17 protein-coding genes and 1 tRNA gene are annotated in these 22481 nt (G+C 64.9%); 14 read left to right on the top strand and 4 right to left on the bottom strand.

Annotation, left to right across the window (positions count from 1 at the left end):
- Positions 1 to 22: 22 nt before the first annotated feature.
- The 6 genes from VH567_RS15010 to purQ all read left to right on the top strand — a co-directional run bounded on the left by VH567_RS15010 (position 23) and on the right by purQ (position 4934).
- Positions 23 to 955 carry an alpha/beta hydrolase gene (locus VH567_RS15010; RefSeq protein ID WP_423327055.1) on the top strand — a complete coding sequence of 311 codons (933 nt, stop codon included), beginning with the start codon at positions 23 to 25 and terminating at the stop codon, positions 953 to 955.
- Positions 952 to 2166 (top strand): kynureninase, encoded by a 1215-nt coding sequence (gene kynU / locus VH567_RS15005; protein WP_423327054.1) that lies wholly within the window; start codon positions 952 to 954, stop codon positions 2164 to 2166. The genes VH567_RS15010 and kynU overlap by 4 nt, the downstream gene beginning before the upstream one ends.
- A 62-nt stretch (positions 2167 to 2228) precedes the next feature.
- Positions 2229 to 3080 (top strand): hypothetical protein, encoded by an 852-nt coding sequence (locus VH567_RS15000; RefSeq protein WP_423327053.1) that lies wholly within the window; start codon positions 2229 to 2231, stop codon positions 3078 to 3080.
- A gap of 178 nt (positions 3081 to 3258) precedes the next feature.
- Complete coding sequence (purC, locus tag VH567_RS14995; RefSeq protein ID WP_055876188.1) at positions 3259 to 4038, top strand: phosphoribosylaminoimidazolesuccinocarboxamide synthase; 780 nt, start codon at positions 3259 to 3261, stop codon at positions 4036 to 4038.
- The gene (gene purS / locus VH567_RS14990) at positions 4039 to 4269 is read left to right on the top strand and encodes a phosphoribosylformylglycinamidine synthase subunit PurS (RefSeq protein WP_031439802.1); all 231 of its coding nucleotides are present in this window, start codon (positions 4039 to 4041) and stop codon (positions 4267 to 4269) included.
- A complete protein-coding gene (gene purQ / locus VH567_RS14985; protein ID WP_423327052.1) occupies positions 4266 to 4934 on the top strand; it encodes a phosphoribosylformylglycinamidine synthase subunit PurQ in 669 nt (222 codons plus the stop codon). Before purS ends, purQ begins: the two co-directional genes overlap by 4 nt.
- A 140-nt stretch (positions 4935 to 5074) precedes the next feature.
- On the opposite strand, the gene VH567_RS14980 is transcribed toward purQ, so the two are convergent.
- Complete coding sequence (locus VH567_RS14980) at positions 5075 to 5842, bottom strand: queuosine precursor transporter (RefSeq protein ID WP_423327051.1); 768 nt, start codon at positions 5840 to 5842, stop codon at positions 5075 to 5077.
- Between the two features lie 60 nt (positions 5843 to 5902).
- On the opposite strand from VH567_RS14980, the gene VH567_RS14975 reads away from it, so the two are divergent.
- Positions 5903 to 5979 (top strand) — tRNA-Arg (locus VH567_RS14975).
- 86 nt (positions 5980 to 6065) lie between these two features.
- Here VH567_RS14975 and VH567_RS14970 read toward each other — a convergent pair.
- Complete coding sequence (locus VH567_RS14970; protein WP_423327050.1) at positions 6066 to 8891, bottom strand: TonB-dependent receptor; 2826 nt, start codon at positions 8889 to 8891, stop codon at positions 6066 to 6068.
- A 363-nt stretch (positions 8892 to 9254) separates the two neighbouring features.
- Here VH567_RS14970 and VH567_RS14965 point away from each other — a divergent pair, with 363 nt between their 5' ends.
- On the top strand, positions 9255 to 10061 hold the full coding sequence (locus VH567_RS14965) for an SGNH/GDSL hydrolase family protein (RefSeq protein WP_423327049.1): 807 nt from the start codon (positions 9255 to 9257) through the stop codon (positions 10059 to 10061).
- 9 nt (positions 10062 to 10070) lie between these two features.
- The gene (locus tag VH567_RS14960) at positions 10071 to 11696 is read left to right on the top strand and encodes an alpha-L-fucosidase (RefSeq protein ID WP_423327048.1); all 1626 of its coding nucleotides are present in this window, start codon (positions 10071 to 10073) and stop codon (positions 11694 to 11696) included.
- A 362-nt stretch (positions 11697 to 12058) separates the two neighbouring features.
- On the opposite strand, the gene VH567_RS14955 is transcribed toward VH567_RS14960, so the two are convergent.
- Positions 12059 to 14941 (bottom strand): TIM-barrel domain-containing protein, encoded by a 2883-nt coding sequence (locus VH567_RS14955; protein ID WP_423327047.1) that lies wholly within the window; start codon positions 14939 to 14941, stop codon positions 12059 to 12061.
- Positions 14942 to 14976: 35 nt separating this feature from the next.
- Positions 14977 to 16608: a DUF5597 domain-containing protein gene (locus tag VH567_RS14950; RefSeq protein WP_423327046.1), complete on the bottom strand. Its 1632-nt coding sequence runs from the start codon at positions 16606 to 16608 to the stop codon at positions 14977 to 14979.
- Positions 16609 to 17003: 395 nt separating this feature from the next.
- Here VH567_RS14950 and VH567_RS14945 point away from each other — a divergent pair, with 395 nt between their 5' ends.
- The 5 genes from VH567_RS14945 to VH567_RS14925 are packed head-to-tail and all read left to right on the top strand — an operon-like array spanning position 17004 to position 22146.
- On the top strand, positions 17004 to 18170 hold the full coding sequence (locus VH567_RS14945) for a fumarylacetoacetate hydrolase family protein (protein ID WP_423327045.1): 1167 nt from the start codon (positions 17004 to 17006) through the stop codon (positions 18168 to 18170).
- A 4-nt stretch (positions 18171 to 18174) separates the two neighbouring features.
- The gene (locus VH567_RS14940; protein WP_423327044.1) at positions 18175 to 18960 is read left to right on the top strand and encodes an SDR family NAD(P)-dependent oxidoreductase; all 786 of its coding nucleotides are present in this window, start codon (positions 18175 to 18177) and stop codon (positions 18958 to 18960) included.
- Positions 18944 to 19840 carry an SMP-30/gluconolactonase/LRE family protein gene (locus VH567_RS14935; RefSeq protein ID WP_423327043.1) on the top strand — a complete coding sequence of 299 codons (897 nt, stop codon included), beginning with the start codon at positions 18944 to 18946 and terminating at the stop codon, positions 19838 to 19840. Before VH567_RS14940 ends, VH567_RS14935 begins: the two co-directional genes overlap by 17 nt.
- Before the next feature lie 48 nt (positions 19841 to 19888).
- The gene (locus VH567_RS14930; protein ID WP_423327042.1) at positions 19889 to 21304 is read left to right on the top strand and encodes a sugar porter family MFS transporter; all 1416 of its coding nucleotides are present in this window, start codon (positions 19889 to 19891) and stop codon (positions 21302 to 21304) included.
- Entirely contained in the window at positions 21304 to 22146 is an 843-nt protein-coding gene (locus VH567_RS14925; RefSeq protein WP_423327041.1) for an aldose 1-epimerase, read from the top strand. The genes VH567_RS14930 and VH567_RS14925 overlap by 1 nt, the downstream gene beginning before the upstream one ends.
- Positions 22147 to 22481: the final 335 nt, after the last annotated feature.

Here is a 22481-nt window from a genome sequence, read left to right as displayed (position 1 = left end):
TCGAGCCCGCTACACCAACCCCATGATCCGCCTTGCCTTTCTCGCGCTCGCCGCCACCTCCGCTCCGGTGATCGCGCAAACCCCCGCCCCCGCTCCCGTCAAGTCGCCCCTGCTGACATGGCCCGATCTGACCCGGCGCCCGAAACCGACGCCCGACGCGACGATCGACTACGGCACCGACCAGATGCAGAAGGTCGACGTCTGGCTGCCCACGGGCACGGCGCATGGCAAAGGGCCGTTCCCGGTCGTGGTCATGGTGCATGGCGGTTGCTGGACGACCAGCATCGCCGATCGCAGCCTGATGAACTGGATCGCCGACGATCTTCGCAACAGCAGCGTCGCAGTCTGGAACATCGACTATCGCGGGGTTGACCGCGCCGGGGGCGGCTATCCCGGCACGTTCGCGGATGCTGCGAACGCCGCCGACCAACTCACGGTAAATGCAAAGAAGTTCAACCTCGACACGCGCCACGTCGTTGCCTTGGGCCATTCCGCCGGCGGTCACCTCGCGCTCTGGCTCGCCGGCCGTTCGAAGCTGCCCGCGACCAGTCCGCTCCGCACCGCAAACCCGCTCCGTATCCGCCATGTCATCAGCCTCGGCGGTCTCCCCGATCTCGAAGCCACGGCGGCCAGTCCCGAGAATGGCTGCGGGGTTGAGGTCGTCGCACAACTGGTCGGCTCACCCACGCCGCAGCACCCGGACGTCTACGCCGACACCTCGGTCCCGCGCCTCCTCCCGCTCCGCGTTCGGCAAGACCTGATCAACGGCCGCGAAGACCGCATCATCCCGTTCGTCATGGCCACCGACTATGTCGCAAAGGCCAGGGCAGCCGGCGACACCGCCACGCTCCACACCATCCCCGCCACCGGCCATGTCGAGCTGATCGCGCCTGAAACCGCCGCCTGGGCGGAAGCGAAGCGCCTGATCCTCGCCGACCTCAGGAAGACCAAGTGACCCTCGAAGACGCCCGCGCGCTCGACGCGACCGACCCGCTCACCGCCTACCGCGACACGTTCGCGCTCCCCGAAGGCGTGATCTACCTTGACGGCAACTCGCTCGGCGCGCTGCCCAAGGCCACGCCGGCCGCACTGGCCGACGTCGCCACGCGCCAATGGGGCGAGCGCCTGATCCGTAGCTGGAACGAAGGCTGGATCGACGCGCCCCAGCGGATCGGCGCGAAGATCGCCCCGATGATCGGCGCGGCGTCTGACGAGGTCATCATCGGCGACACCACCTCGACTCATCTTTTCAAGGCCTTGGTCGCGGCTCTTCGCAGCAACCCGAAGCGTCATACGGTTGTCAGCGAAGCGGGCAACTTTCCCACCGACCTGCACATTGCGGAAGGCGCAATCGCCTGCGTCCCCGGCGCACGCCTTAAAGTGGTCGCCCGCGAAGACCTAGCCGCCGCGCTCGACGAAGACACCGCAGTCCTCCTCCTGACACATGTCCACTACAAGACCAGCGACCGCTTCGACATGCGCGACTGGACTGATCGCGCGCACGAGGCCGGCGCGCTCATGCTCTGGGACCTCAGCCACAGCGTCGGCGCCGTCCCGATCGACCTCAACGGCGCGAACGCAGACCTCGCCGTCGGTTGTACCTATAAATATCTCAACGGCGGCCCCGGCGCGCCCGCGTTCCTCTACGTCGCGAAACGCTGGCAGGACGCCCTCGCCAGCCCGCTGTCCGGCTGGATGGGCCACGCCGCGCCGTTCGCGTTCGAGGACGCCTACCGCCCGGCCCCCGGCATGAAGCGCTGGCTCGCCGGCACGCCCGCGATGCTCTCGACGGCGGCACTGGAAACCGCACTCGACCTCTGGGCCGACATCGACCAGCACGCGGTCGCCACCAAGAGCGCGCGCCTGTTCGATATCCTAGCCGCGGCGGGCGACGCCCTGGGCCTCGATTGCGTCAGCCCCCGAGACCCCGCCAAGCGTGGCAGCCACATCAGCTTCCGCCACCCAAACGCCTATGTCCTCACCCAAGCCCTCATAGCCCGCGGCGTCATCGGCGACTTCCGCGACCCCGACATCCTCCGCCTCGGCCTGACGCCGTTATATCTGAGCCATGAAGACGTGTGGCGTGCGGGGGACATATTGTGTGAGACGATGGAAACCGAACGCTGGCGTAACCCCGTATATTCTCAACGGCTCGCCGTGACCTGAGCACGCTTGACGGCATATCCCATCCAATCGATAGTGTTTAGATCGATTGCGGGAGAGTGACCATGAAGTGGCTTGTGAGTAGCGTAATCGCGTTATCATTGGTTGGCTGCAGCAAGGCACCGGAAAGTAGTGCTGGTGAACCTGATATTGCAGGCAATTCGGTTGCTGGTATCGCATTCGACTATAGCTATGACCTGGCACTCCCATCGTCCCGGATCTCGGATCTTCAGGAGGAGCATGCTCGTGCCTGCGAACGCCTTGGCGCAACACGCTGCCGCATAACGGGGCTGCGCTACACAGTCGGCCAGCAAGGCAACGTCAGCGCGAGCCTGTCGGTAAAGATCGCCGCCTCCTTGGCGCGTGCCTTTGGTAGGGCCGGGGTGAAGCAGGCGGAGAGTGTCGGCGCGACGTTGACGGGGGCTGATATCAGCGGAACCGATGTCGCCACTGCCGCCGCGGTGACCGCAGCCGAGCGGACTGACGTCGCGACCGAACGCGCTCGGATCGACCGCGAACTGGCACGCGTCGATCTGCCCCCTCGCGAACGGGCCGAACTCCGCCAGCAACAGGCGGTGGCGCATGACCAGGCAACGACGGCAGCAGCGGCGGCAACCGAACAGCGCGAAAGTCTCGCCAATACGCCGATGTCTTTCGACTATACGACTGGCCGGGGGACCGGCCTGGTCGACCGCCTGCAAGACGCTGGCGATACCGCGCTCGGCTCGATCGGATTGACCGTCACGGCGCTGCTCTGGGTATTGGCAGCGCTTGGTCCGCCGCTGGTCGTGATTTTGCTGGCCGTCCTGATTTGGCGACACTGGATCCAGCGCTGGTGGACGGATCTGTTGACGCGCATCGATCGCCGAACCAGCCGACCGCTCGCGTCTGCCCACGATACGTCGTCGCCGTCGTAGCGATGACGTCCCAGCAATAAAGGGAGGGGGCAGTTTTCCAGGGGCAGTCATGCGCCGCGATTGCACCCCCCGCACCCTTCGCCTATAGGCGCGGCCTATTCCGGCCTCGGCTTCGCGGTGCATAGCGCGTAGGCTGGGGCCGCTCGATTTTCACCGCTCGATTTCCAGGGGACCGCGCATGGCTCGCCGCCGCCAGATCTACGAAGGCAAGGCCAAGATCCTCTACGAGGGTCCCGAGCCGGGCACGCTGATCCAGTATTTCAAGGACGACGCGACCGCGTTCAATGCCCAGAAAAAGGGCACGATCAACGGCAAGGGCGTGCTCAACAACCGGATTTCCGAGCACATCTTCACGCTGCTCGATCATATCGGCGTGCCGACGCACTTCATCCGCCGGCTCAACATGCGCGAGCAGTTGATCCGGCAGGTAGAGATCGTCCCGATCGAAGTCGTCGTGCGCAACGTCGCCGCCGGCTCGATCTCGACGCGCCTCGGGATCGAGGAGGGCACCAAGCTGCCCCGCACGATCATCGAATATTACTACAAGGACGATGCGCTCGGCGATCCGATGATCTCCGACGAACACATCGCCGCGTTCGGCTGGGCGAGCCAGGAGGAGATGCACGACATCGCCGACCTCGCGATCCGCGTGAACGATTTCCTGTGCGGGCTGTTCGCCGGCGTCGGCATCCGCCTCGTCGACTTCAAGCTCGAATTCGGCCGCATCTTCGACAACGACTTCGGTCGCATCATCCTCGCCGACGAGATCAGCCCCGATGGCTGCCGCCTGTGGGACATGGAAACCAACGAGAAGATGGACAAGGATCGCTTCCGTCGCGATCTCGGCGGCGAAGTTGAGGCCTATCAGGAGGTTGCACGCCGTCTTGGCCTGTTGCCAGAAGGTGGCGACAATTCGGTCCTCGACCTCGAAAAGCATCGCAAGAACCGGGGCAAGTAAATGAAACTCAAGGTTTTCGTGACATTGAAGCCCGGCGTGCTCGATCCGCAGGGCCGGGCGATCCACCATGCGCTCGGCAGCCTCGGCTTCGACGGCGTGCAGGATGTCCGCCAGGGCAAGCTAATCGAGTTGGAAGTCGCCGACGACACCGACGACGCGACGATCGACGGCATGTGCCGCAAGCTGCTCGCCAACACGGTGATTGAAAACTACCGCGTGGAAAAAGCATGAAGACCGCGGTCATCGTCTTTCCGGGCTCCAACTGCGACCGCGACATCGCTGTCGCGCTGGAGGCGGTGACCGGCGTCAAGCCGCTCATGGTCTGGCATGGTGACGCGGACTTGCCGGCCGACGTCGGCTTGGTCGCGGTACCGGGCGGGTTTTCGTATGGCGATTACCTTCGCTCGGGCGCGATTGCGGCGCGATCACCGATCATGCGCGCGGTCGTCGAGCAGGCTGGCAAGGGCCTGCCCGTGCTCGGCATCTGCAACGGCTTCCAGGTGCTCACCGAAGCAGGTCTCCTCCCCGGTGCGCTGATGCGCAACGAGGGGTTGAACTTCGTCTGCCGCGACGTCGCGCTGACCGTCGAGACCGCAAGTTCGAGCTTCACCTCGGGCTACACGGCTGGCGAGCGCGTCTCGTTCCCGGTCGCGCACCATGATGGCAATTACTTTGCCGACACCGAGACGCTCGACCGCCTCGAAGGCGAAGGCCGGGTCGCGTTCCGCTATGCGGAGAGCGTCAACGGTTCCGCGCGCAACATCGCCGGTCTGCTGAACGACAAGGGCAACGTGCTCGGCATGATGCCACATCCGGAGCGCCGTATCGAAGCCGCGCACGGCGGCACGGATGGCCGGCGTCTGTTCGAAGGTTTGCTCGAAGCCGTCAGCGCCTAGACCTCCTGCCAACCATATCCATCACCCCGGACTTGTTCCGGGGTCCACGGTCCCCCGTACTCAAGGGCCAGAGAGTACGCTGATCGGTGGATGCCGGAACAAGCCCGGCATGACGGAGCGTGCTGCGTAACGGACGCCCCTCAAACCCGAGTCCGGAACGGCGAAAAGTCCGTCCCCCGGTCGTACACGTCGACCCCCTCGCGCCGCTTCAGCCACCCGACCGCCACATAGGTCAGCGGCGTCAGCAACACCTCCCACGACACCTTAAGCAGGAACTGGCTGACCATCACCATCAGCATCGCCTCCACCGGCCAGTCGGGTGCTCCATAAAAGGCGAGCGGGTAGAAGATCAGGCTGTCGAACGCCTGCCCCACCACCGTGCTGCCGATCGTCCGCGTCCACAGCATCCGCCCTTGCGTCCAGATCTTCATCCGCGCGAGCACGAAGCTGTTGGCGAACTCGCCCACCCAGAACGCGCAGATCGAGGCGAACACGATCCGTGGCACTTGTCCGAAGACGGACTCGTACGCGGCCTGCCCGGTCCACCCCTGGTCGGGTGGCAGCGCGACGACGACTGCCGACATGAACACCATGAACAGCATCGCGCCGAACCCCGCCCAGATGCAGCGCCGCGCGTATGCATAGCCGTACACCTCGGTCAGGACGTCGCCGATCACGTAACTCACCGGGAAAAAGAGAATGCCCGCGCCGAACGGCCACGCGCCGATGAACGGCAGGTCGATCACCGCCCGCTTGCCCGCGCCGATCACGTTCGACAGCAGCAGGATCGTGACGAACGCCGCCATCACGAAATCGAAATAGCGAAACTGCCCGCCGCTGACCGCACTCGCGGTCACCGGTTCGAGCTCCCGCTCGCGCTCATTCTCGCTAGCCGTACCAATATCCATCCACGCGTTATGATCGCGGTTCCAAGCCCGCACAATCCGCGCTAGTCGTCGCCGCAGCGCGCGCCCGTAGCTCAGCTGGATAGAGCAAGGAGCTTCTACCTCCTCGGTCGGGGGTTCGAACCCCTCCGGGCGCGCCAACCGCTTTTTCCAAAATCCCGACACGCAAAAAAATGGCCGGATCGTGAGATCCGGCCAGTCGTGGGAGAGACGGTGAAAGAGGAGATCAGAAGGTGATGCGCGCCGTCCCGCTGATCCGGCGATCGTTCAGCTGCACGTCGCGCGGCCGCGTCTCGACGCCGAAATAGGTCGCGCGGCGGGTGTCGAGCAGGTTGGTCCCGTCGACGCCCAGCGAGAAGTGATCGGTGACGTTGTAGTTCACCGACGCGTCGAGCTGGCCAAACCCCTTGTTGATGATCGGCAGCGCACCGGTGCCGTTACCCGCGGTCGTCACGACATACTTGCTGCGCCAGTTATACGCGGCGCGCGCCGACAGCTTGTTCTTCTCGTAGATGCCGACGAGATTGTAGCTGTACTTCGAGAGCAGCTCGAGCGGCACCGACAGCGCGTTGCCCGCGGTATCGGTCGACGACGGGCTCGGGGCCTTGCTGTCGACATAGGTGAAGTTCGCTTGCACGCCGAACCCGTCGAGCGGCGCCGGCAAGAAGTCGAAGAACTGGTTGTACGCCACCTCGAAGCCCTTGATCGTGCCCTTGTCGCCGTTGAGGTACGACGTCACCTGGTAGGTCGCGCTGGTGCCATCGTCGAACGTCACGACCCGGTCGGAGACCGCGGTCTGGATGAAGTTCTTCGCGCGCTTGTAGAACACCGCACCCGTAAGCGATCCTGCCTTGGCGAAATACCATTCGAGCGAGCCGTCGAGCTGGTTGGCGGTCAGCGGCTTGAGGAAAGGGTTGCCGCCGCTTGCGGTATATGGCGCCTGCGTGATCGGCGACGGCGCATTGATCTGAAGGCTCGGGTTCAGCTGCGTGAAGGTCGGACGCGACACTGCGCGCGACGCCGCGACGCGCGCCTGCAGGTTGTCGGTGATGTGCAGGCGGATGTTCACGCTGGGCAGGAACGAGGTGTATTTCCGCGTGAAGTCGATCGCGGAAAAGGTCGGATCGTTGTTCGTGCCCGTCGCCGCGTTGTAGCTGCTGATCGCATAGAAGCCCGACGTGTTCAGTTCGGTCCGCACCACGCGCAGGCCGACCGTGCCGTCGATCGGCATCGACAGGTCGTTGGCAGCGAACTTGGCGGTCGCATAACCGGTATAAGTCTTCTGGCTCTGCTCGTTCAGGCTCGTCGGCGTATAGCCAACCTTCGAGGTGATCCCGAGCTGTGCGAGCGTCGCATCGTAATCGAGCGTCGTCGACGCCGGGAAGGCGAGCACATTGCCGAACAGATTGGCCTGGCCACGGAAGAAATCGCTCAGATCGGCCACTTCCTGGTCGCCCGCGCCGATCCCTCGTCCCAGATACACGAAGCGATAGCCCGCATCCTGCGTGGTGTTCTTGCGGTTGGCATAGCGCGCGCCGACCTTGACTGACTGCAGGAAGCCGTCGCCGACCTTGTATTCGGCATCGAGCCGCGCCGCCTTGTTGGTCGCGGTCGATTCGTCGATATGGTCGAGATAATAGCCGACGCCGTACTGGGTGGGATCGGTCAGGCTGGTTGCATTGGTGATGTTGAACACCGGCACCGCGCCCGAAATATCCTGATACAGCGTCACCGGCGTCGACGAGAGCGAGACGATCGAGCGCAGGTTCTTGGTCGTGCCGCGGACATACTGGCCATCCGCGGTGATCGTCAGCTTCGACGATGGCGTCCACTTGCCGTTGAGCGAATAGTCGGTGGTAACGGAGTGGCGCCGCGTCAGGCTGGTGTTCGATGCCGTCGGCACGTCGGCGAACGTGCCGCTCTGGAAATCGCCGTTCGGTGCAAAAGTGAACGGCGCGCCGGCCAGCGGCGTGATCGTACTGCCGCTGGTGTAGGCGAAGTAGCTGTAATCCTGCCACTGGAACTTGTAATCCGAGCGCAGCACCTCGCCGGTGAACTCCAGCGTGCTGCTGGGGCGCCACTGGATCGAGATATCGGTGCCGAGGCGCCGACGATCGCCGAGCGTCTGGCCGATGCCGGTGCCGTGCGGCAGGGTCGTGACCTGTCCGGTGCGGCCCAGCGCGGCAAGCGTGGCGGCATCGGTCGCGTTGGTCGGATCGAGCGTGTAGAACGGCTCGGTCGAGATCACGTCCTGGCGGAACGCCGTCTTCTGATAGGCGACGTCGACCAGGATGCCGATCTCGCCGATCCCGGTATCCCACCGATCGCTGATCAGCCCGGAAACCGACGGCTTGCTCTTGCCGAGCAGGTCGAAATAGCTGTTGGTGACGCTCGCCGAGGCGCGGAAGCCGTCGAAATCGAAGGGTTTACGCGTCCGCAGGTTGATCGTGCCGCTGATCTGATCCTCGATCATGTCGGCCGCCGGGTTCTTGTAGACGTCGACGCCGGCGAGCAGTTCGGAGGGAACGTCCTCGAAGCTCAGGCCGTTGCTGCCGCTCGCGGTGAAGCTGTCGCGGCCGTTGATCTCGGTGCGGACCTGCGTCAGGCCGCGGATCGCGACGCTGCTGCCTTCGCCGTAGTTGCGCTGGATCTGGATGCCCGAGATACGCTGCAGTGCCTCGGCGACGTTGCGGTCGGGCAGCTTGCCGATGTCCTCGGCGACGATCGAGTCGACGATCTGGTCGGAGTTGCGCTTGATCGCCTGCGCGCTGCGGAGACTGGCGCGGACGCCGGTCACGACGATGTCCTCGCCGCCGGGGGCGGTGGCCGCCTCGACGCCCTGGCCCTGGTCGCCGCTCGGCGCGGTGATCGCGCCGGTCGACTGCTGCGCCTCGGGCGCAGCCTGTGCCGCTGGCGTGGCCTGGGCATCGGCGGCGACCGGAGGTGCGGCGTCCTGCGCATACGCTGCTGGCGCCAGGCTCAACGCTAGCACCGCGGCCGACGAACCGGCGAGCATGCGAAGCGCGGTGGCGCGCTGCGAACGGACGAACATTGATATTCCCCTTCAAACACATCGAATGGCCGCGCGGCGTTGCCGCGCATGCCGGTTGGTCCCGGTCGCAGGAATCCCTGCAAGACTTGGCGCGGGTTCACCCGCTGAGGTTCGATGGTCCGGCTCGGATCGATTACGACCCTGCCCGTCCCCTCCTTCGACCCTTTTGTTGGCGTTAGCGCTAACAGGCCTTGATTTGTCATACCACGATCGGCACGCTTGTGAAGTCGAATTTCACAGGTAAAAGATTATGACTACGTGTCGCAGATCGGCTGTTATCGGTAACCATATGATACAGTTGGCAATATCTCCCGGAAGCCAAAGGGTTACCGCCGGTCGGCATTCCATCGATGCGACATTCGTATGATCAGGGCGCTTGTCATCGTCGTCGCATCCCTCGCTACATTTAGTGGCGGCGCCCTGGCGCAGTCTGTCGTGGCAGGCGATCCCCATGCCGGTGATCCCGTCGGCATCGTCGCCGATCCGTGTCCAACGCATCCGAATCCGACAGACGGCCCAGGCTGGGACCGCTGGAAACTGCACATGCTCACGCGCGATTTCGGCCAGCTTTGCCGGTACGCCAAACAGAACGCAGCGCTGATCGCGTCGGGAGCGAAGACCCGCGTGGTGTTCATGGGCGATTCGATCACCGATAACTGGATTGGCGCGGACGACACGCTCTTTACCAACGGCGTCGTCGATCGCGGGATCAGCGGGCAGACCACGCCGCAGATGCTGGTCCGATTCCGCGCCGACGTGCTCGCGCTGAAGCCGCGCGCGGTGCACATCATGGCGGGCACCAACGACATTGCGGGGAACACCGGTGCTGCGACGATGGAGACGGTGCAGGGCAATATCGAAACGATGGCCGAGTTGGCGCGCGCACATGGCATCAAGGTGATCCTCGCCTCGACGCCCCCCGCCGCCGCCTTCCGCTGGAGCCCGGCGATGAAGCCCGCAGGCCAGATCATCGCATTCAACGCATGGCTGCGCGCCTATGCGGTCAAGAACGGCTTTACCTATGTCGACTATCACGCCGCGCTTGCCGGTCCCGATGGAGGCATGAAGCCGGGCTATGCCAGCGACGGTGTCCACCCGACGCCGCAGGGCTATGCAGTGATGAAGCCGCTCGCGCTCGCCGCGATCACCAAGACGCTCGGCCGGCAATAAGGACAGACCATGGATTTCAACAGAAGGTCGGTTCTTGCCGGCATGGCGGCGCTCGGTGCGGCGCGTGGTGCGGTGGCGCAAAGCCCGATGGGGCTCGCTTCCGGGCCGGTGCAGCCCAACTGGCCGTCGCTGGTCAACGCGTATCGCTACCCCGACTGGTTTCGCGATGCGAAGCTCGGGCTGTGGTCGCACTGGGGACCGCAATCGGTACCCGAGCAAGGCGATTGGTATGGCCGCTTCCTGTATATGCAGGGCCATCCGATGTACGAGCATCACTTGGCGACCTACGGCCATCCGTCGAAGACCGGCATGATGGATATCCAGAACCGCTGGACCGCGGACCGCTGGGATCCCGATGCGCTGATCGAACGCTACAAGAAGGCCGGTGCGAAATACTTCATGTCGCTGGCGTGCCATCACGACAATCTCGACTGCTACGACAGCCGCTATCACGCGTGGAACTCGCTGCGTGTCGGCCCGAAGCGCGACATCGTCGGGACGTGGGAAAAGGCGGCGAGAAAGGCCGGGCTGAAGTTCGGCGTGTCGAACCATGCCGCACACGCCTGGCACTGGTACCAGACCGGCTATGCCTATGATCCGACCGGGCCGCTGAAGGGCGTGCGTTATGACGCGTCGACGCTGCGCAAGGCGGATGGCGCGGGCAAATGGTGGGACGGACTCGACCCGCAGCAGCTTTATACCGGCGCGCACATGGCGGCACCTGACGGGATCGACAGCATTGCCGCGATGAACGACTGGCACGAGAAGAACGACGGCCAGTGGATGGAGCATGGGCCTAAGGACGCGCCCGGCTATGCAGCGAAATGGCTGCTCCGCCAGACCGACCTGATCGACAAGTACAAGCCGGACATGGTCTATTTCGACGATTACGAGCTGCCGTTCGGGCCGATCGGACTGGAATCGCTCGCCGATTATTACAATCGCTCGATCCAGTGGCACGGCAAGATCGACGTCGTCCTCACCGCCAAGCAGCTGAAGCCGCACCAGCGCTTCGGGCTGGTGCAGGACGTCGAGCGCGGCTTTACCGACCATATCTGGGACGAGCCGTGGCAGACCGACACCTGCCTCGGCGACTGGTTCTACAACGTCGCCCGCCTCCGCGACAAAAGTTACAAAAGCGCGCCCGAAGTGATCCAGCGGCTGGCGGACGTGGTGTCGAAGAACGGCAATCTGCTGTTGTCCGTGCCGCAGCCGGGCGATGGCTCGATCGATAGCGAGGTCGAGCATATCCTCGACGGCATGACGGACTGGGTGGCGATCAACAGTGAGGCGATCTTCGGCTCGCGGCCGTGGCGGCGCTATGGCGAGGGTCCGACGATCTTGCCGACGGGGATGCAGAACGAGACGGTGAAGCCGTTCACGGCGAGGGACATCCGGTTCACGACCAACGGCGGCGCGCTTTACGCGGTGTTCCTTGGGTGGCCGGAGGGGGCGGCGACGGTTGGCTCGCTGGCGCGGACGGTGAATGGCGGCGTGGTCGAGCGGGTTACCTTGCTTGGCGGCGGCGTGGTTGCGCATCGGCAGGATGCGAAGGGCCTGCATGTGACGATGCCGGCGAATACGCGCGGCGGGTTCGTGCCGGTGCTGAAGCTAGAGGGGCGTGGGCTGGTCTAAGGCCGCTGCCCGCTCTCGAATCTACCACCTCAAGGGTGCACCCCCGGCAAGAAGGTACCCCGGCAAGAAGACACCACCCCGGCGAAGGCCGGGGCCCATTTGGAGAGGTTGCAGTAACGACGCGCTGCGCGCCGTTATAACCGTCCCCCAATTGGGCCCCGGCCTTCGCCGGGGTGGCGAGCTTGCTGTATAGGCTCCAACGCCCGAAGATCGTCATCCCAGCGAAAGCTGGGATCTTCCTATGGCATCCGCCGCGTCCGCCAAGCGGGATACCCCAGCTTTCGCTGGGGTGACGGGAGAAGGGAGAAGGGAGGTGCGCGCTATCGTTCCTCGACATCGAAACTCGGCGACACCCGATCGTATCACCGAACCGGCCGCTTAACCTCCACCACAGCCCCGCGATACGTCACCGTCGCATCGGCCGCGCTTTCCGGATCAAGCGGACGCCCGGCCGTCATCCACTTCACCCGCACCGTCCGGCTCGCAGGCATGGCCTTATACCCCTGCCCTTCGCGCGCGCCGAGCGTCACCACCCCGGTCGTGTCGTCATACGTCACCGGGATCCGGCTGTACGCGCCGCCGCGATACTGCTCGCTGGTGCCGTCATCCTCGTACAGGCCGAAGGTGCCGTTTGCGCCGGGATACACCGTCAACGTCAAGGGCGCGTCGGGCTTCTGGTCGACATATTGCGTGACCGGACCCATCGGCACGATCGCGCCGGCCTTCACGAACAGCGGCATGCGTTCGTACGGCGCGGCAAGCGTCACGCTCTGGCCGCCACGATACGCCTGGCCGGTGTTGAAGTCGTACCAGACCGTCGCGCCGGGCAGATACACGCCCCGCGACCGAGCCTTGTATTCGGTGATCGGCGCGACGAGGAAGCTGTCGCCGAACAGATATTCGTCGTTCACCTTCCGCGCCTGTACGTCGTTCGGATAGTCCATCACCAGACCGCGCATGATGCTGCCGTCCTTGAACCACGTGTTCGCCGCGACCGTGTAGATATACGGCATCAGGCGGTAGCGAAGTTGGTCGTACCACACCATCGAGTTGCGCATCGGCGAACCCTCGGGCGAAATCTCGTAGATTTCGCGGTACGGGCTCTCGCCGTGGCTGCGGAACAGCGGGCTGAACGCGCCGAACTGGAACCAGCGCAGGTTGAGCTCGCGCCACTCGTCGAGGTTGGCTGAGGTCGGCGTCTTGGTCGAATAGCGATCCTCCAGCGCGAACCCGCCGATGTCGTGCGTCCAGTTCGGGATGCCCGACATCGAGATGTTCACGCCCGCCGAGATCTGCGCGCGCAGATCGTACCAGCGGCTTGCCACATCGCCGGACCAGACCGCTGCGCCCTCGCGCTGCAGGCCGCCGAAGCCGGACCGCGTGAGGATGAAGGGCCGCACGTCGGGCTTGTACTGGCGCCAGCCGTCATAGACCGCGCCGACATGCACCAGTGGATAGCTGTTGAAATACTGCGCGCCCGGCCCCGCCGCGGTCGGGCCCATCGTCGCGATCCGCTCGGGGATCGACAGGTTCGAGTGAATGTCGGGCTCGCTCGCATCGAGCCACCACGCGTCGGTGCCGATCTTCGCCAGGCTGTCCTTGATCTGCCGCCAGTAGATCGTCCGCGCCTCGGGCGCATACGGATCGTAATCGGTATTCAGATAGCCCGGCCCGACCCAGTCCTTGTTGCCGTAATCGAGGTTGCCGCGATAGGTATAGCCCTTCGCCGCGAGCTCCTTGTAGTTCTCCGTCGTCGGATAGAATTTCGGCCAGACCGAGATCATGAAGCGCGCGTTCATGTCGTGGATCTTGTCGACCATCTTCTGCGGCTCGGGAAAGCGGGCCTTGTCGAACTCGTGGCTGCCCCACGCATTCTCGGGCCAGTAGAACCAGTCCTGGACGATATTATCGAGCGGGATCTTCAGGTCGCGGTACTTCTTGACGACGTCGACGACTTCATCCTGCGTATTATAACGCTGGCGCGACTGCCAGAAGCCGTACGCCCATTTCGGCATCATCACGGCCTTGCCGGTGAGCGCGCGATAGCCCGCCACGACCTCGTCCATGTCCTTGCCGGGGACGTACCAATAGTTCACCGATTTCGCGATATCGCTGGTGAACCAGACCGAATGGCGATCGGACGCCGCCAGTGGGTTATTGTGGAGCAGCGCGATATAGCCCGCGTTGGGCTCCCACTCGATCCGCACCTTGACCAGCTTGCCCTTGGTCATCGGCAGGTCGAAATTCGCGTACCAGGGGTTCCAGTTCTGGCGCCAGCGGTTGAGCACTTCCTTGCCGTCCGCGAACACCTTGAAATAGCTCGAGCCGTAGAGCTGGAACTTGTGCACGCCGCTGACGTCGGGCGTCACGTCGCCGGTCCACACGACCTTCTGCGTCTCGACAGCATTGCCCGCGGTGTTCTGGCCACCGGTCGCGGCGACCGTCTGCGCCTTGGCGGCGGCGGGCCACTTGGCCTGATCCTTGATATACTGGTAGTTGACCGACGCTTCCTGCTGCGTCACCGCGAGCCGATCGCCGAGATAATATTGCGCGGTGAAGCCGGGCTTGCCGCCGCTCGTGACCTTCAGGCCATCGGTGCCGACCAATGAGTATGGCCGCGGGTTGCCGAAGCGGGTGATGCCGTCATTATCCCACAACAGTCCGTAGTTCCGCGTCGAGACGACGAACGGGACCGCGATGTCCATGTTGTGCTGCGCGAGTTCGACGTCCTCGCCGTTATAGTCCATCTGCGCGTTCTGGTGCTGGCCGAGGCCGTACAGAGCCTCGTCGGTGCCGCGGTTGAACTGCTGCGAGGCGACCACGAACGGCTTGCCGTCCGCGGTGGTGGGAAAGAATGCAGGCGCCGCCGCCTGATCGAGCACGACCTTGCCGGCCTTGTCGAGGAAGCGGACGCGGCCGGTCTTCAGATCGACTTCGGCGGTGTCGCGCGCGGTCGCGACCAGCACGCGCTTGCCCTCCTGTGTGACACTATACTGACCCGCGATCGGTGGGGTCGGCACCATCAGGCTCGGCGCCGTCGTGACGCGCGTCGGGCTCGCGACGACGTGGATGATCCCGTCACCATGCACCGTCACCTCGACCCAGCCCGCCGGGCCGCTCGACGGCACGACGCCGATGCCGTTCGTGATTTTCTCGAAACCGCCCTTGGCCGTCTGCGCGTGCGCCACCGCGGGGGTAAGTGCGCTGCCAGTCAGCAGCAGCACGAAACCGAAAGCCTTCGTCATCGTCGTACCTTTGAAATCGTCGAGCTTCGCGCTCGTTACTTGTAGCTGCCCATGGTCACCTTCAGGATGACCGGCGTGACGAGGTTGATCCCGTAATCGGTCTGGTCGCCGTTCCACACACGGCTCATGACCCAACGCCCGTCGACCACGCGCCCTTCCTCGACGCGGAACACCGAACCGTTCTTGGGACCATCCTTGGCGGTACCGAAGTTCAGCCGGACATGATCGCCGACCACCAGGAACTCGTTAGGCGACAGGTGCGCGACTGCGACGCCGCCGACCGCTTCCTTCGCCCAGACGGGCGGCTCGGACTTGATCCACGTCCAGTCCTTCTGCCCGAACTGCCACTCGCCATAGCTCGTGGCGATCGTCCAGTTGCCCATCGTCGTGGTCTGCCCGGCACCATCGTCGGGCTTGGCCGCACCCCAGGTCGGATGCTCGAACGCGATCTTCGCCCAGTCGCGCCCCATCGTCGCCAGCGCGCCGTATTTGGCCCCGATCGCATCGAGCGTTTCACCGTCGAGCGCCTTTGCGCCGAGCGGGTAGTTGAAATACCCGGTGTCATCCATGCCGAACGGCGCGTAGCCGATCGCCCCGCGCCCCAGCGCCGCCCAGAAGAACCGTGCGAACTCCTTCGCGTTGCCGATTTCCGGCACCATCAGGGCGTTGTCGGGGCGCGCATAGGCGTCGAGGTACAGCGCGACGTGCGCGGCATCGCGGTCATAGATATCGGGTGCCTGGAAATCGATCGCCGGCGCCGCCGCCTTCCAGATATCCAGCACGTCCTGCTGAGGCCCGCCGCTCGCGACGCCGGTTGGATCGGGGACGTTGGACGGCCCGGCGAGCGATGCGTTGACGTACATCGGCAACGGCTTGATCGCCTTCCCCGCCGCCGCGATCTCGTCGACGAAGCGCGCGGTGTGCCAGGTGTTGAACGCGCGATCCGCCTGCGCGCCGAACATCTGAGTCCAGCTTCCGCCTGGCTTCTTCAACGCCTTGGCGAGTTCCGCGGGGACGGGCTTGGCGAACACCGCATTGGCCTGTGCGCCGTAATCGCGTGGCGAACGATAGCTGCCGACCTCGTTCTCCGGCTGCACCATGATCACCGTGTTCTGCGGGTCATGCACCTTGAGGTATTTCATCACCTCGACGAACGCGCGCTTGTCCGCCTCCAGCGTCGCGCGGAACATCGGCGAGTGGACATAATGGTCGGTACCGTCCTTCAGCTTCATCCGCGGGAAACGGCGGTTGTCGGCCTTGAACCAGTCGGGCGTGTAGCCGGGCGACGTGTTCTTCCACGTCCCGAACCAGAGCAGCACGACTCGCTTGTCATGCGCCCGCGCCTGATCGAGCAGCGTCTGTAGGAAGCTGAGGTCGAATTTGCCCTCGACCGCTTCGACCTGTTGCCACGCGATCGGGATTTCGACGGTGTTCGCGTGGATCCGGTCGAGCATCGGCCATACCTGCGGCAGTGCCGCAGCGTAATTGCTGCTGTTGTTGACCTGCCCCGCCAGCATCAGGAACGGTGCGCCATCGACCATCAGCGCATGCCGGCCGTTCTTCGTCACCATCCGCGGGATCTCGGTCGCGGTCTGCGCCATCGCACCACCTGTGGCCATCGACGCAGACAGCGCCAGCCCGGCGAGCGCGCTCTTCAAACGAACCATCGTCAATCCTTCTTCGCAAAAGCGGAATCGGCATGGCCGATCACCCGGTCGGCCCCGGTCGGCAATGCCGGAATATACTCGATACAGGGTCCGAGAGCGCGCAAGGGTGACATCGGATGATACCGTTACCACTTGCAGGCATAGCAATGCCGGCGTCTTGCCACACGGTGCCATCACATCTCCTCTCCTGCTCGACGCGGTCGCGTCGCTCGTGCTGAACGCACCTTCGATTTGTAAGATTAATGTCTATGATTTACCGTTTGCGCAAGCCCGATCGACGCCCGATCGACGCCAAGTCGACGATAGCCGAACATGATGGCACCGCACATTTGGGGGCTTGACGCGTTCGCCGTTCGGCATACGGTACCGCTAACAAACCTGGAGGGGATTACATCGTGGAGATCGCATTCGCATCGGCGTGGGCTTTGCCCGCCGATTGGGAACAGGCGGCGTTGCTCGGCCGAATCGACCTGGGCGACGGGCCGACCCCGGTCATCGTCCGCGGCGGCCGCGTGTATGACATGTCCTATGTCGCGCCAACCGTGGCCGGCCTGATCGAGGGCGGCGATTTCGACACTGCGGCCGGCACCGATCTCGGCCATCTCGACGATCTGTCGCTTTCGCCCGACGCCACCGCCGACGTCCGCCTGCTGAGCCCGATCGATCTCCAGTGCGTCAAGGCATCCGGCGTCACCTTTGCGGTCTCGGCACTCGAACGCGTGATCGAAGAGCGTGCCCGCGGCGATGCGTCGGCTGCCGTCGCGGTCCGCGCCCGTCTCGAAGAGCGTGTGGGTGGCAGCATCCGCTCGGTCGTTCCGGGCTCGCCCGAAGCCGCTGCGCTGAAGGCTGCGCTGATCGAAGACGGCATGTGGTCGCAATATCTCGAAGTCGCGATCGGCCCCGACGCGGAGATCTTCACGAAGAGCCCGACGCTGTCGACGATCGGCTGGGGGGGCGAAGTCGGCATCCGCTCCGACTCAACCTGGAACAACCCCGAGCCGGAAGTCGTGCTGGTCGTCGATCGCACCGGCAAGACGGTCGGCGCGGCGCTTGGCAACGACGTCAACCTGCGCGATTTCGAGGGGCGCTCGGCGCTGCTGCTGGGCAAGGCGAAGGACAATAACGCGTCCTGCTCGATCGGGCCTTTCATCCGCCTGTTCGACGAGCATTTCGGCATGGACGACGTTCGCGCGGCGCAGATCGCGCTGACGATCGAGGGCGCGGAAGGCTACCGGCTCGACGGCAGCAGCTCGATGGACCAGATCAGCCGCGATCCCGAAGAGCTCGTCCGCCAGGCGATGAGCGAGCATCAATATCCCGATGGCTTCGTGCTGTTCCTCGGCACGCTGTTCGCGCCGACGCAGGACCGCGACGAACCCGGCCGCGGTTTCACGCACGCGGTCGGCGACGTCGTCACGATCTCGAACCCGAAGCTCGGCGCGCTGGTCAATCCGGTGACGACGTCGAAGGACGCCGCGCCGTGGGAGTACGGCATCGGCGATCTCATGCGCAATCTGGCGGGCCGAGGCCTGCTCGCGCCCACCAAGAAACAGGGAGCGTAAGCCTGTGTTGCAGAAGACCCAAGCCGCCGACCAGACGGCGATCTATCCCAGCCTGAACGGCAAGCGCGTCCTGATTACCGGCGGCGCGTCGGGGATCGGCGCCGGGCTGGTCGAGGCATTCGCACGACAGGGTTCGCACGTCGCGTTCGTCGACATGGCGGAGGACGCCGCGAACGCGCTGATTGAGACGCTGGCGCCCGACGTCGTGACCGCGCCGATCTTCCTCCCCCTCGACCTCCGCGATATCGATGCGTTGAAGACGACGGTCGCGACGATCGAAGACCGCCTCGGCGGGATCGACATCCTGATCAACAACGCCGCCAACGACGACCGCCACACGATCGAAGAGATCACGCCCGAATATTGGGACGAGCGGATGGCGACCAATCTGCGCCACCTGTTCTTCGCAGGCCAGGCCGTGGTGCCGTCGATGAAGCGCGCCGGCGGCGGCGTGATCCTCAATTTCGGCTCGATATCGTGGCACCTCGCGCTGCCCGAACTGCTGCTGTACCAAACCGCAAAGGCCGGCATCGAGGGCATGACGCGCGCGATGGCCCGAGACCTTGGAGGGGATGGCATCCGCGTGAACACTATCGTGCCCGGCAACGTCGAGACGCCGCGACAGCTCAAATGGTACACGCCCGAGGGCGAGGCGGAGATCATCGCCGCGCAGTGCCTCAAGACGCGTGTCCAGCCTGCTGATGTCGCGGCGCTGGTACTGTTCCTTGCTTCGGACGATGCGCGGATGTGCACCGGGCATGATTATTTCGTCGATGCGGGCTGGCGCTGAGATGGTGACGGAAACGACCGCCGAGAGCATCTGCGAGGTCGGCACAACGCTCGGGGAAGGCCCGATCTGGGTCGAGCGCGACGCCGCGTTGTGGTTCGTCGATATCAAGGCGCCGGCCGTGTATCGCTTCGAGCCGATCAGCGGCACGCTCGATCGCTGGGACGCGCCCGACCAGACCGGCTGGGTGATCCCGACGGATGACGGAAGTTTCCTCGCAGGCGTGCGCGGTGGCCTGCACCGGTTCGATCCGGCGACCGGCACGTTCGAGCATCTCGCTGCCGTGCACCCTGAAACGCCTGGCAACCGCCTCAACGACGCCGCGCGCGATCCCTCGGGCCGCGTCTGGTTCGGGACGATGGACAACGCGGAATCCGACACGACCGGCCATGTCTATCACTGGCATGAGGGCGCGCTGACCAAGACCGACATCCCGCCGGTCGCGATCACCAACGGTCCGGCGATCGCGCCCGATGGTCGCACGCTCTATGCGGTCGACACGCTCGGCAAGACGATCAGCGCGTATCCGGTCGACGCCGACGGCAGTCTTGGCGCGCCGCGCGTGTTCCTGACGGTCGGCCCCGACGACGGGCATCCCGACGGCGCGATCTGCGACTCAGAAGGCGGTGTGTGGGTCGGGTTCTTCGGGGGTTGGGCGGCGCGCCGTTATGCCGCCGACGGCAGCTTGACCGATATCGTGCGCTTCCCCGTGGCCAACATCACCAAGATCGCACTCGGCGGTCCCGATGGTCGCACCGCTTATGCGACGACCGCCGCCAAGGGCCTCGACGACGAAGCTCGTGCCGCGCAGCCGCTCGCCGGCAACCTGTTCACCTTCCGCGTCGCCGTCCCCGGCGTGCCTGTCGAGCCCGTCACTCTGTAAATACACACGAACGATGCCGTCAGAGCACCGCTTCGGAGAGGAAAACCAATGACCATTGCGGCAGATTCCGGCCAACACGTGAACCGAGCGCTCATCGCGATGATCGTCATCGTCGCGACGATCGGCGGATTCATGTTCGGCTATGATTCGGGTGTCATCAACGGCACGCAGGCGGGGCTTGAGAGCACCTTCGCGCTGTCGTCGCTCGGCACCGGCTTCACCGTCGGCGCGATCCTGATCGGCTCGTCGGTCGGCGCATTCATGGCCGGGCGGCTTGCCGACAATCTCGGCCGCCGCAACGTTATGATGATCGCCGCCGTGCTGTTCATCGTCAGCGCGCTCGGCGCCGGCGCGGCCACTTCGGCCACCATGTTCGTGCTCGCGCGGATCATCGGCGGGCTCGGCATCGGTGCCGCCAGCGTGCTGGCGCCGGTCTACATCTCCGAAGTCGTGCCCGCGAACGTCCGCGGCCGGCTTTCGAGTGTGCAGCAGATCATGATCATCACCGGCCTCACCGGTGCGTTCGTCGCCAACTGGTATCTCGCGCGGATCGCCGGCTCGTCGACCGCCTTGTTCTGGCTCGACTATCCGGCATGGCGCTGGATGTTCTGGATGCAGGTCATCCCCGCCGCGATCTATCTCGTGACGCTGTTCCTGATCCCCGAAAGCCCGCGCTTCCTGGTCCTCAAGGGGCGGTACGACGAAGCCGAGACCGTCCTCACGCGGCTGTTCGGAGCCACCGAAGCCAAGCGTAAGGTCGCCGAGATCCGCGGTTCGCTGTCGGCCGACGCGCATCGTCCGAAGCTCTCGGACCTGATCGACAAGGCGAGTGGCAAAATCCGCCCGATCGTCTGGACCGGCATCGGCCTCGCGATCTTCCAGCAGTTCGTCGGCATCAACATCGTGTTCTATTATGGTTCGGTGCTGTGGCAGTCGGTCGGCTTCAGCGAGAGCGATGCGCTGCTGATCAACATCCTGTCGGGCTCGCTGTCGATCGTCGCCTGCCTGCTCACAGTCGCGCTGGTCGACAAGGTCGGGCGCAAGCCGCTTCTGCTGATCGGCTCGGCGGGCATGACCGTGACGCTCGCGATCGTCGGCATCTGCTTTGCGAGCGGTGCGATCGTCGAGGGTTCGCTGCGGCTGTCCGACCAGAACGGCCTGATTGCGCTGATCGCGGCCAATGCGTATGTCGTGTTCTTCAACCTGAGCTGGGGCCCGATCATGTGGGTGATGCTCGGCGAGATGTTCCCGACGCAGATCCGCGGTTCGGGTCTGGCGGTCGCCGGCTTCGCACAGTGGTTCGCCAATTTCGCGATCTCGGTCAGCTTCCCGACGATGGCGATCTCGCTCGGCCTGTCGCTCACCTACGGCTTCTACGCGCTGTCGGCGTTCGTCTCGTTCTTCTTTGTCTGGAAGATGGTCTCCGAGACGCGCGGTCGCGAACTCGAGGACATGGAGGGCTGATGCTGCACCTCGAAGCCGGCGACTGGAAGGTCGCGCTCCAGCCGGACCTGGGCGGCACGATCGCCGCCCTTACCTACCGGGGTCGCGATGTGTTGCGCCCGTCTCCAGCGGGCGCGAACAACCCGCTGGAGGCCGGCTGTTTCCCGCTGGTGCCGTATGCGAACCGCATCGCCGATGGCCGGTTCGTGTTTGCGGGGGAGTCGTATGCGCTCCCGCGCAACATGGAGGGGCAGGATCACCCGCTCCACGGTGTCGGCTGGCTGCGTGGCTGGGACGTGCAGGCGTCGGATGCGAGCTCGGCGGTGCTGGTCCATACGCACGAGGCGGATGCGAACTGGCCTTGGTCCTATCATGCCGAGCAGCTTGTCACGCTGGACGAAAGCGGGCTGCGCGTGTCGCTGTCGGTTCGGAACGACAGCGACCGGGCAATGCCGGCGGGGCTTGGGTTCCATCCGTATTTTCCGGCCGGCGAGGATACGCGGCTGAGCTTCGATGCGGGGTCCGTGTGGCTGGCCGACGACGCGATGCTGCCGACCGAGCGGACCGGGGCGACGCACTTCGCGGACTGGTCGCGGGGGGACGGCGTCGTACGGGCGTCGCTGATCGACAACGCGTATGAGGGTTGGGACAAGGCGGCGACGATCGCGACGCCCGACGACACGATCACGCTGACCGGCGAGGGCACGCCGTATCTCCACGTCTTCACGCCGCCGGGTTTGGGATTTTTCTGCGCCGAACCGGTGAGTGACATGCCGAATGCGCTGAACCTGGCGGATCCGACGATTTTGGCGCCGGGGGAGGCGCGGACTATCGCGATGGGGCTGACGGTGGCTCGGGGCTGATAGTGAGCACCACCCCGGCGAAGGCCGGGGCCCAATTGGGGGACGTTGCTAATGGCGGGCAGCGCTTCGTTACTGCGACCTTTCCAATTGGGCCCCGGCCTTCGCCGGGGTGGTGCGTTGTGGACGAGCCGAGCGAGCCGTGCTAGCGCCACTGCGATTGCCCCCCCAAAGTTCGTCACTCCAGCGAAAGCTGGGGTATCCCGCGGGGCAGATGGCGCTCGCCATTCGGGGAGATCCCAGCTTTCGCTGGAATGACGAAGAGAGGGCGCGCGCTGGGACATGGCGTCTAGAGGGCGGTGGCCGGGGCTAGCACCGCCCGCCCTCCCCCTGCACCC

Origin of the sequence: Sphingomonas sp. 4RDLI-65, from assembly GCF_049472435.1 — a bacterium.
Lineage (GTDB): Bacteria > Pseudomonadota > Alphaproteobacteria > Sphingomonadales > Sphingomonadaceae > Sphingomonas.
This window is presented reverse-complemented; position numbering and strand designations above follow the sequence as displayed.

What these genes read in the sequence shown, in the direction of transcription:
- purC (WP_055876188.1), top strand. Translation starts at nt 3,259, where the DNA reads ATGGCTCGCCGCCGCCAGATCTACGAAGGCAAGGCCAAGATCCTCTAC.
- VH567_RS14955 (WP_423327047.1), bottom strand. Translation starts at nt 14,941, where the DNA reads ATGACGAAGGCTTTCGGTTTCGTGCTGCTGCTGACTGGCAGCGCACTT.
- VH567_RS14925 (WP_423327041.1), top strand. Translation starts at nt 21,304, where the DNA reads ATGCTGCACCTCGAAGCCGGCGACTGGAAGGTCGCGCTCCAGCCGGAC.
- VH567_RS15000 (WP_423327053.1), top strand. Translation starts at nt 2,229, where the DNA reads ATGAAGTGGCTTGTGAGTAGCGTAATCGCGTTATCATTGGTTGGCTGC.
- purS (WP_031439802.1), top strand. Translation starts at nt 4,039, where the DNA reads ATGAAACTCAAGGTTTTCGTGACATTGAAGCCCGGCGTGCTCGATCCG.
- VH567_RS14930 (WP_423327042.1), top strand. Translation starts at nt 19,889, where the DNA reads ATGACCATTGCGGCAGATTCCGGCCAACACGTGAACCGAGCGCTCATC.
- VH567_RS14950 (WP_423327046.1), bottom strand. Translation starts at nt 16,608, where the DNA reads ATGGTTCGTTTGAAGAGCGCGCTCGCCGGGCTGGCGCTGTCTGCGTCG.
- VH567_RS14980 (WP_423327051.1), bottom strand. Translation starts at nt 5,842, where the DNA reads ATGGATATTGGTACGGCTAGCGAGAATGAGCGCGAGCGGGAGCTCGAA.
- purQ (WP_423327052.1), top strand. Translation starts at nt 4,266, where the DNA reads ATGAAGACCGCGGTCATCGTCTTTCCGGGCTCCAACTGCGACCGCGAC.
- VH567_RS14935 (WP_423327043.1), top strand. Translation starts at nt 18,944, where the DNA reads ATGCGGGCTGGCGCTGAGATGGTGACGGAAACGACCGCCGAGAGCATC.
- VH567_RS14970 (WP_423327050.1), bottom strand. Translation starts at nt 8,891, where the DNA reads ATGTTCGTCCGTTCGCAGCGCGCCACCGCGCTTCGCATGCTCGCCGGT.
- VH567_RS14965 (WP_423327049.1), top strand. Translation starts at nt 9,255, where the DNA reads ATGATCAGGGCGCTTGTCATCGTCGTCGCATCCCTCGCTACATTTAGT.
- VH567_RS15010 (WP_423327055.1), top strand. Translation starts at nt 23, where the DNA reads ATGATCCGCCTTGCCTTTCTCGCGCTCGCCGCCACCTCCGCTCCGGTG.
- VH567_RS14960 (WP_423327048.1), top strand. Translation starts at nt 10,071, where the DNA reads ATGGATTTCAACAGAAGGTCGGTTCTTGCCGGCATGGCGGCGCTCGGT.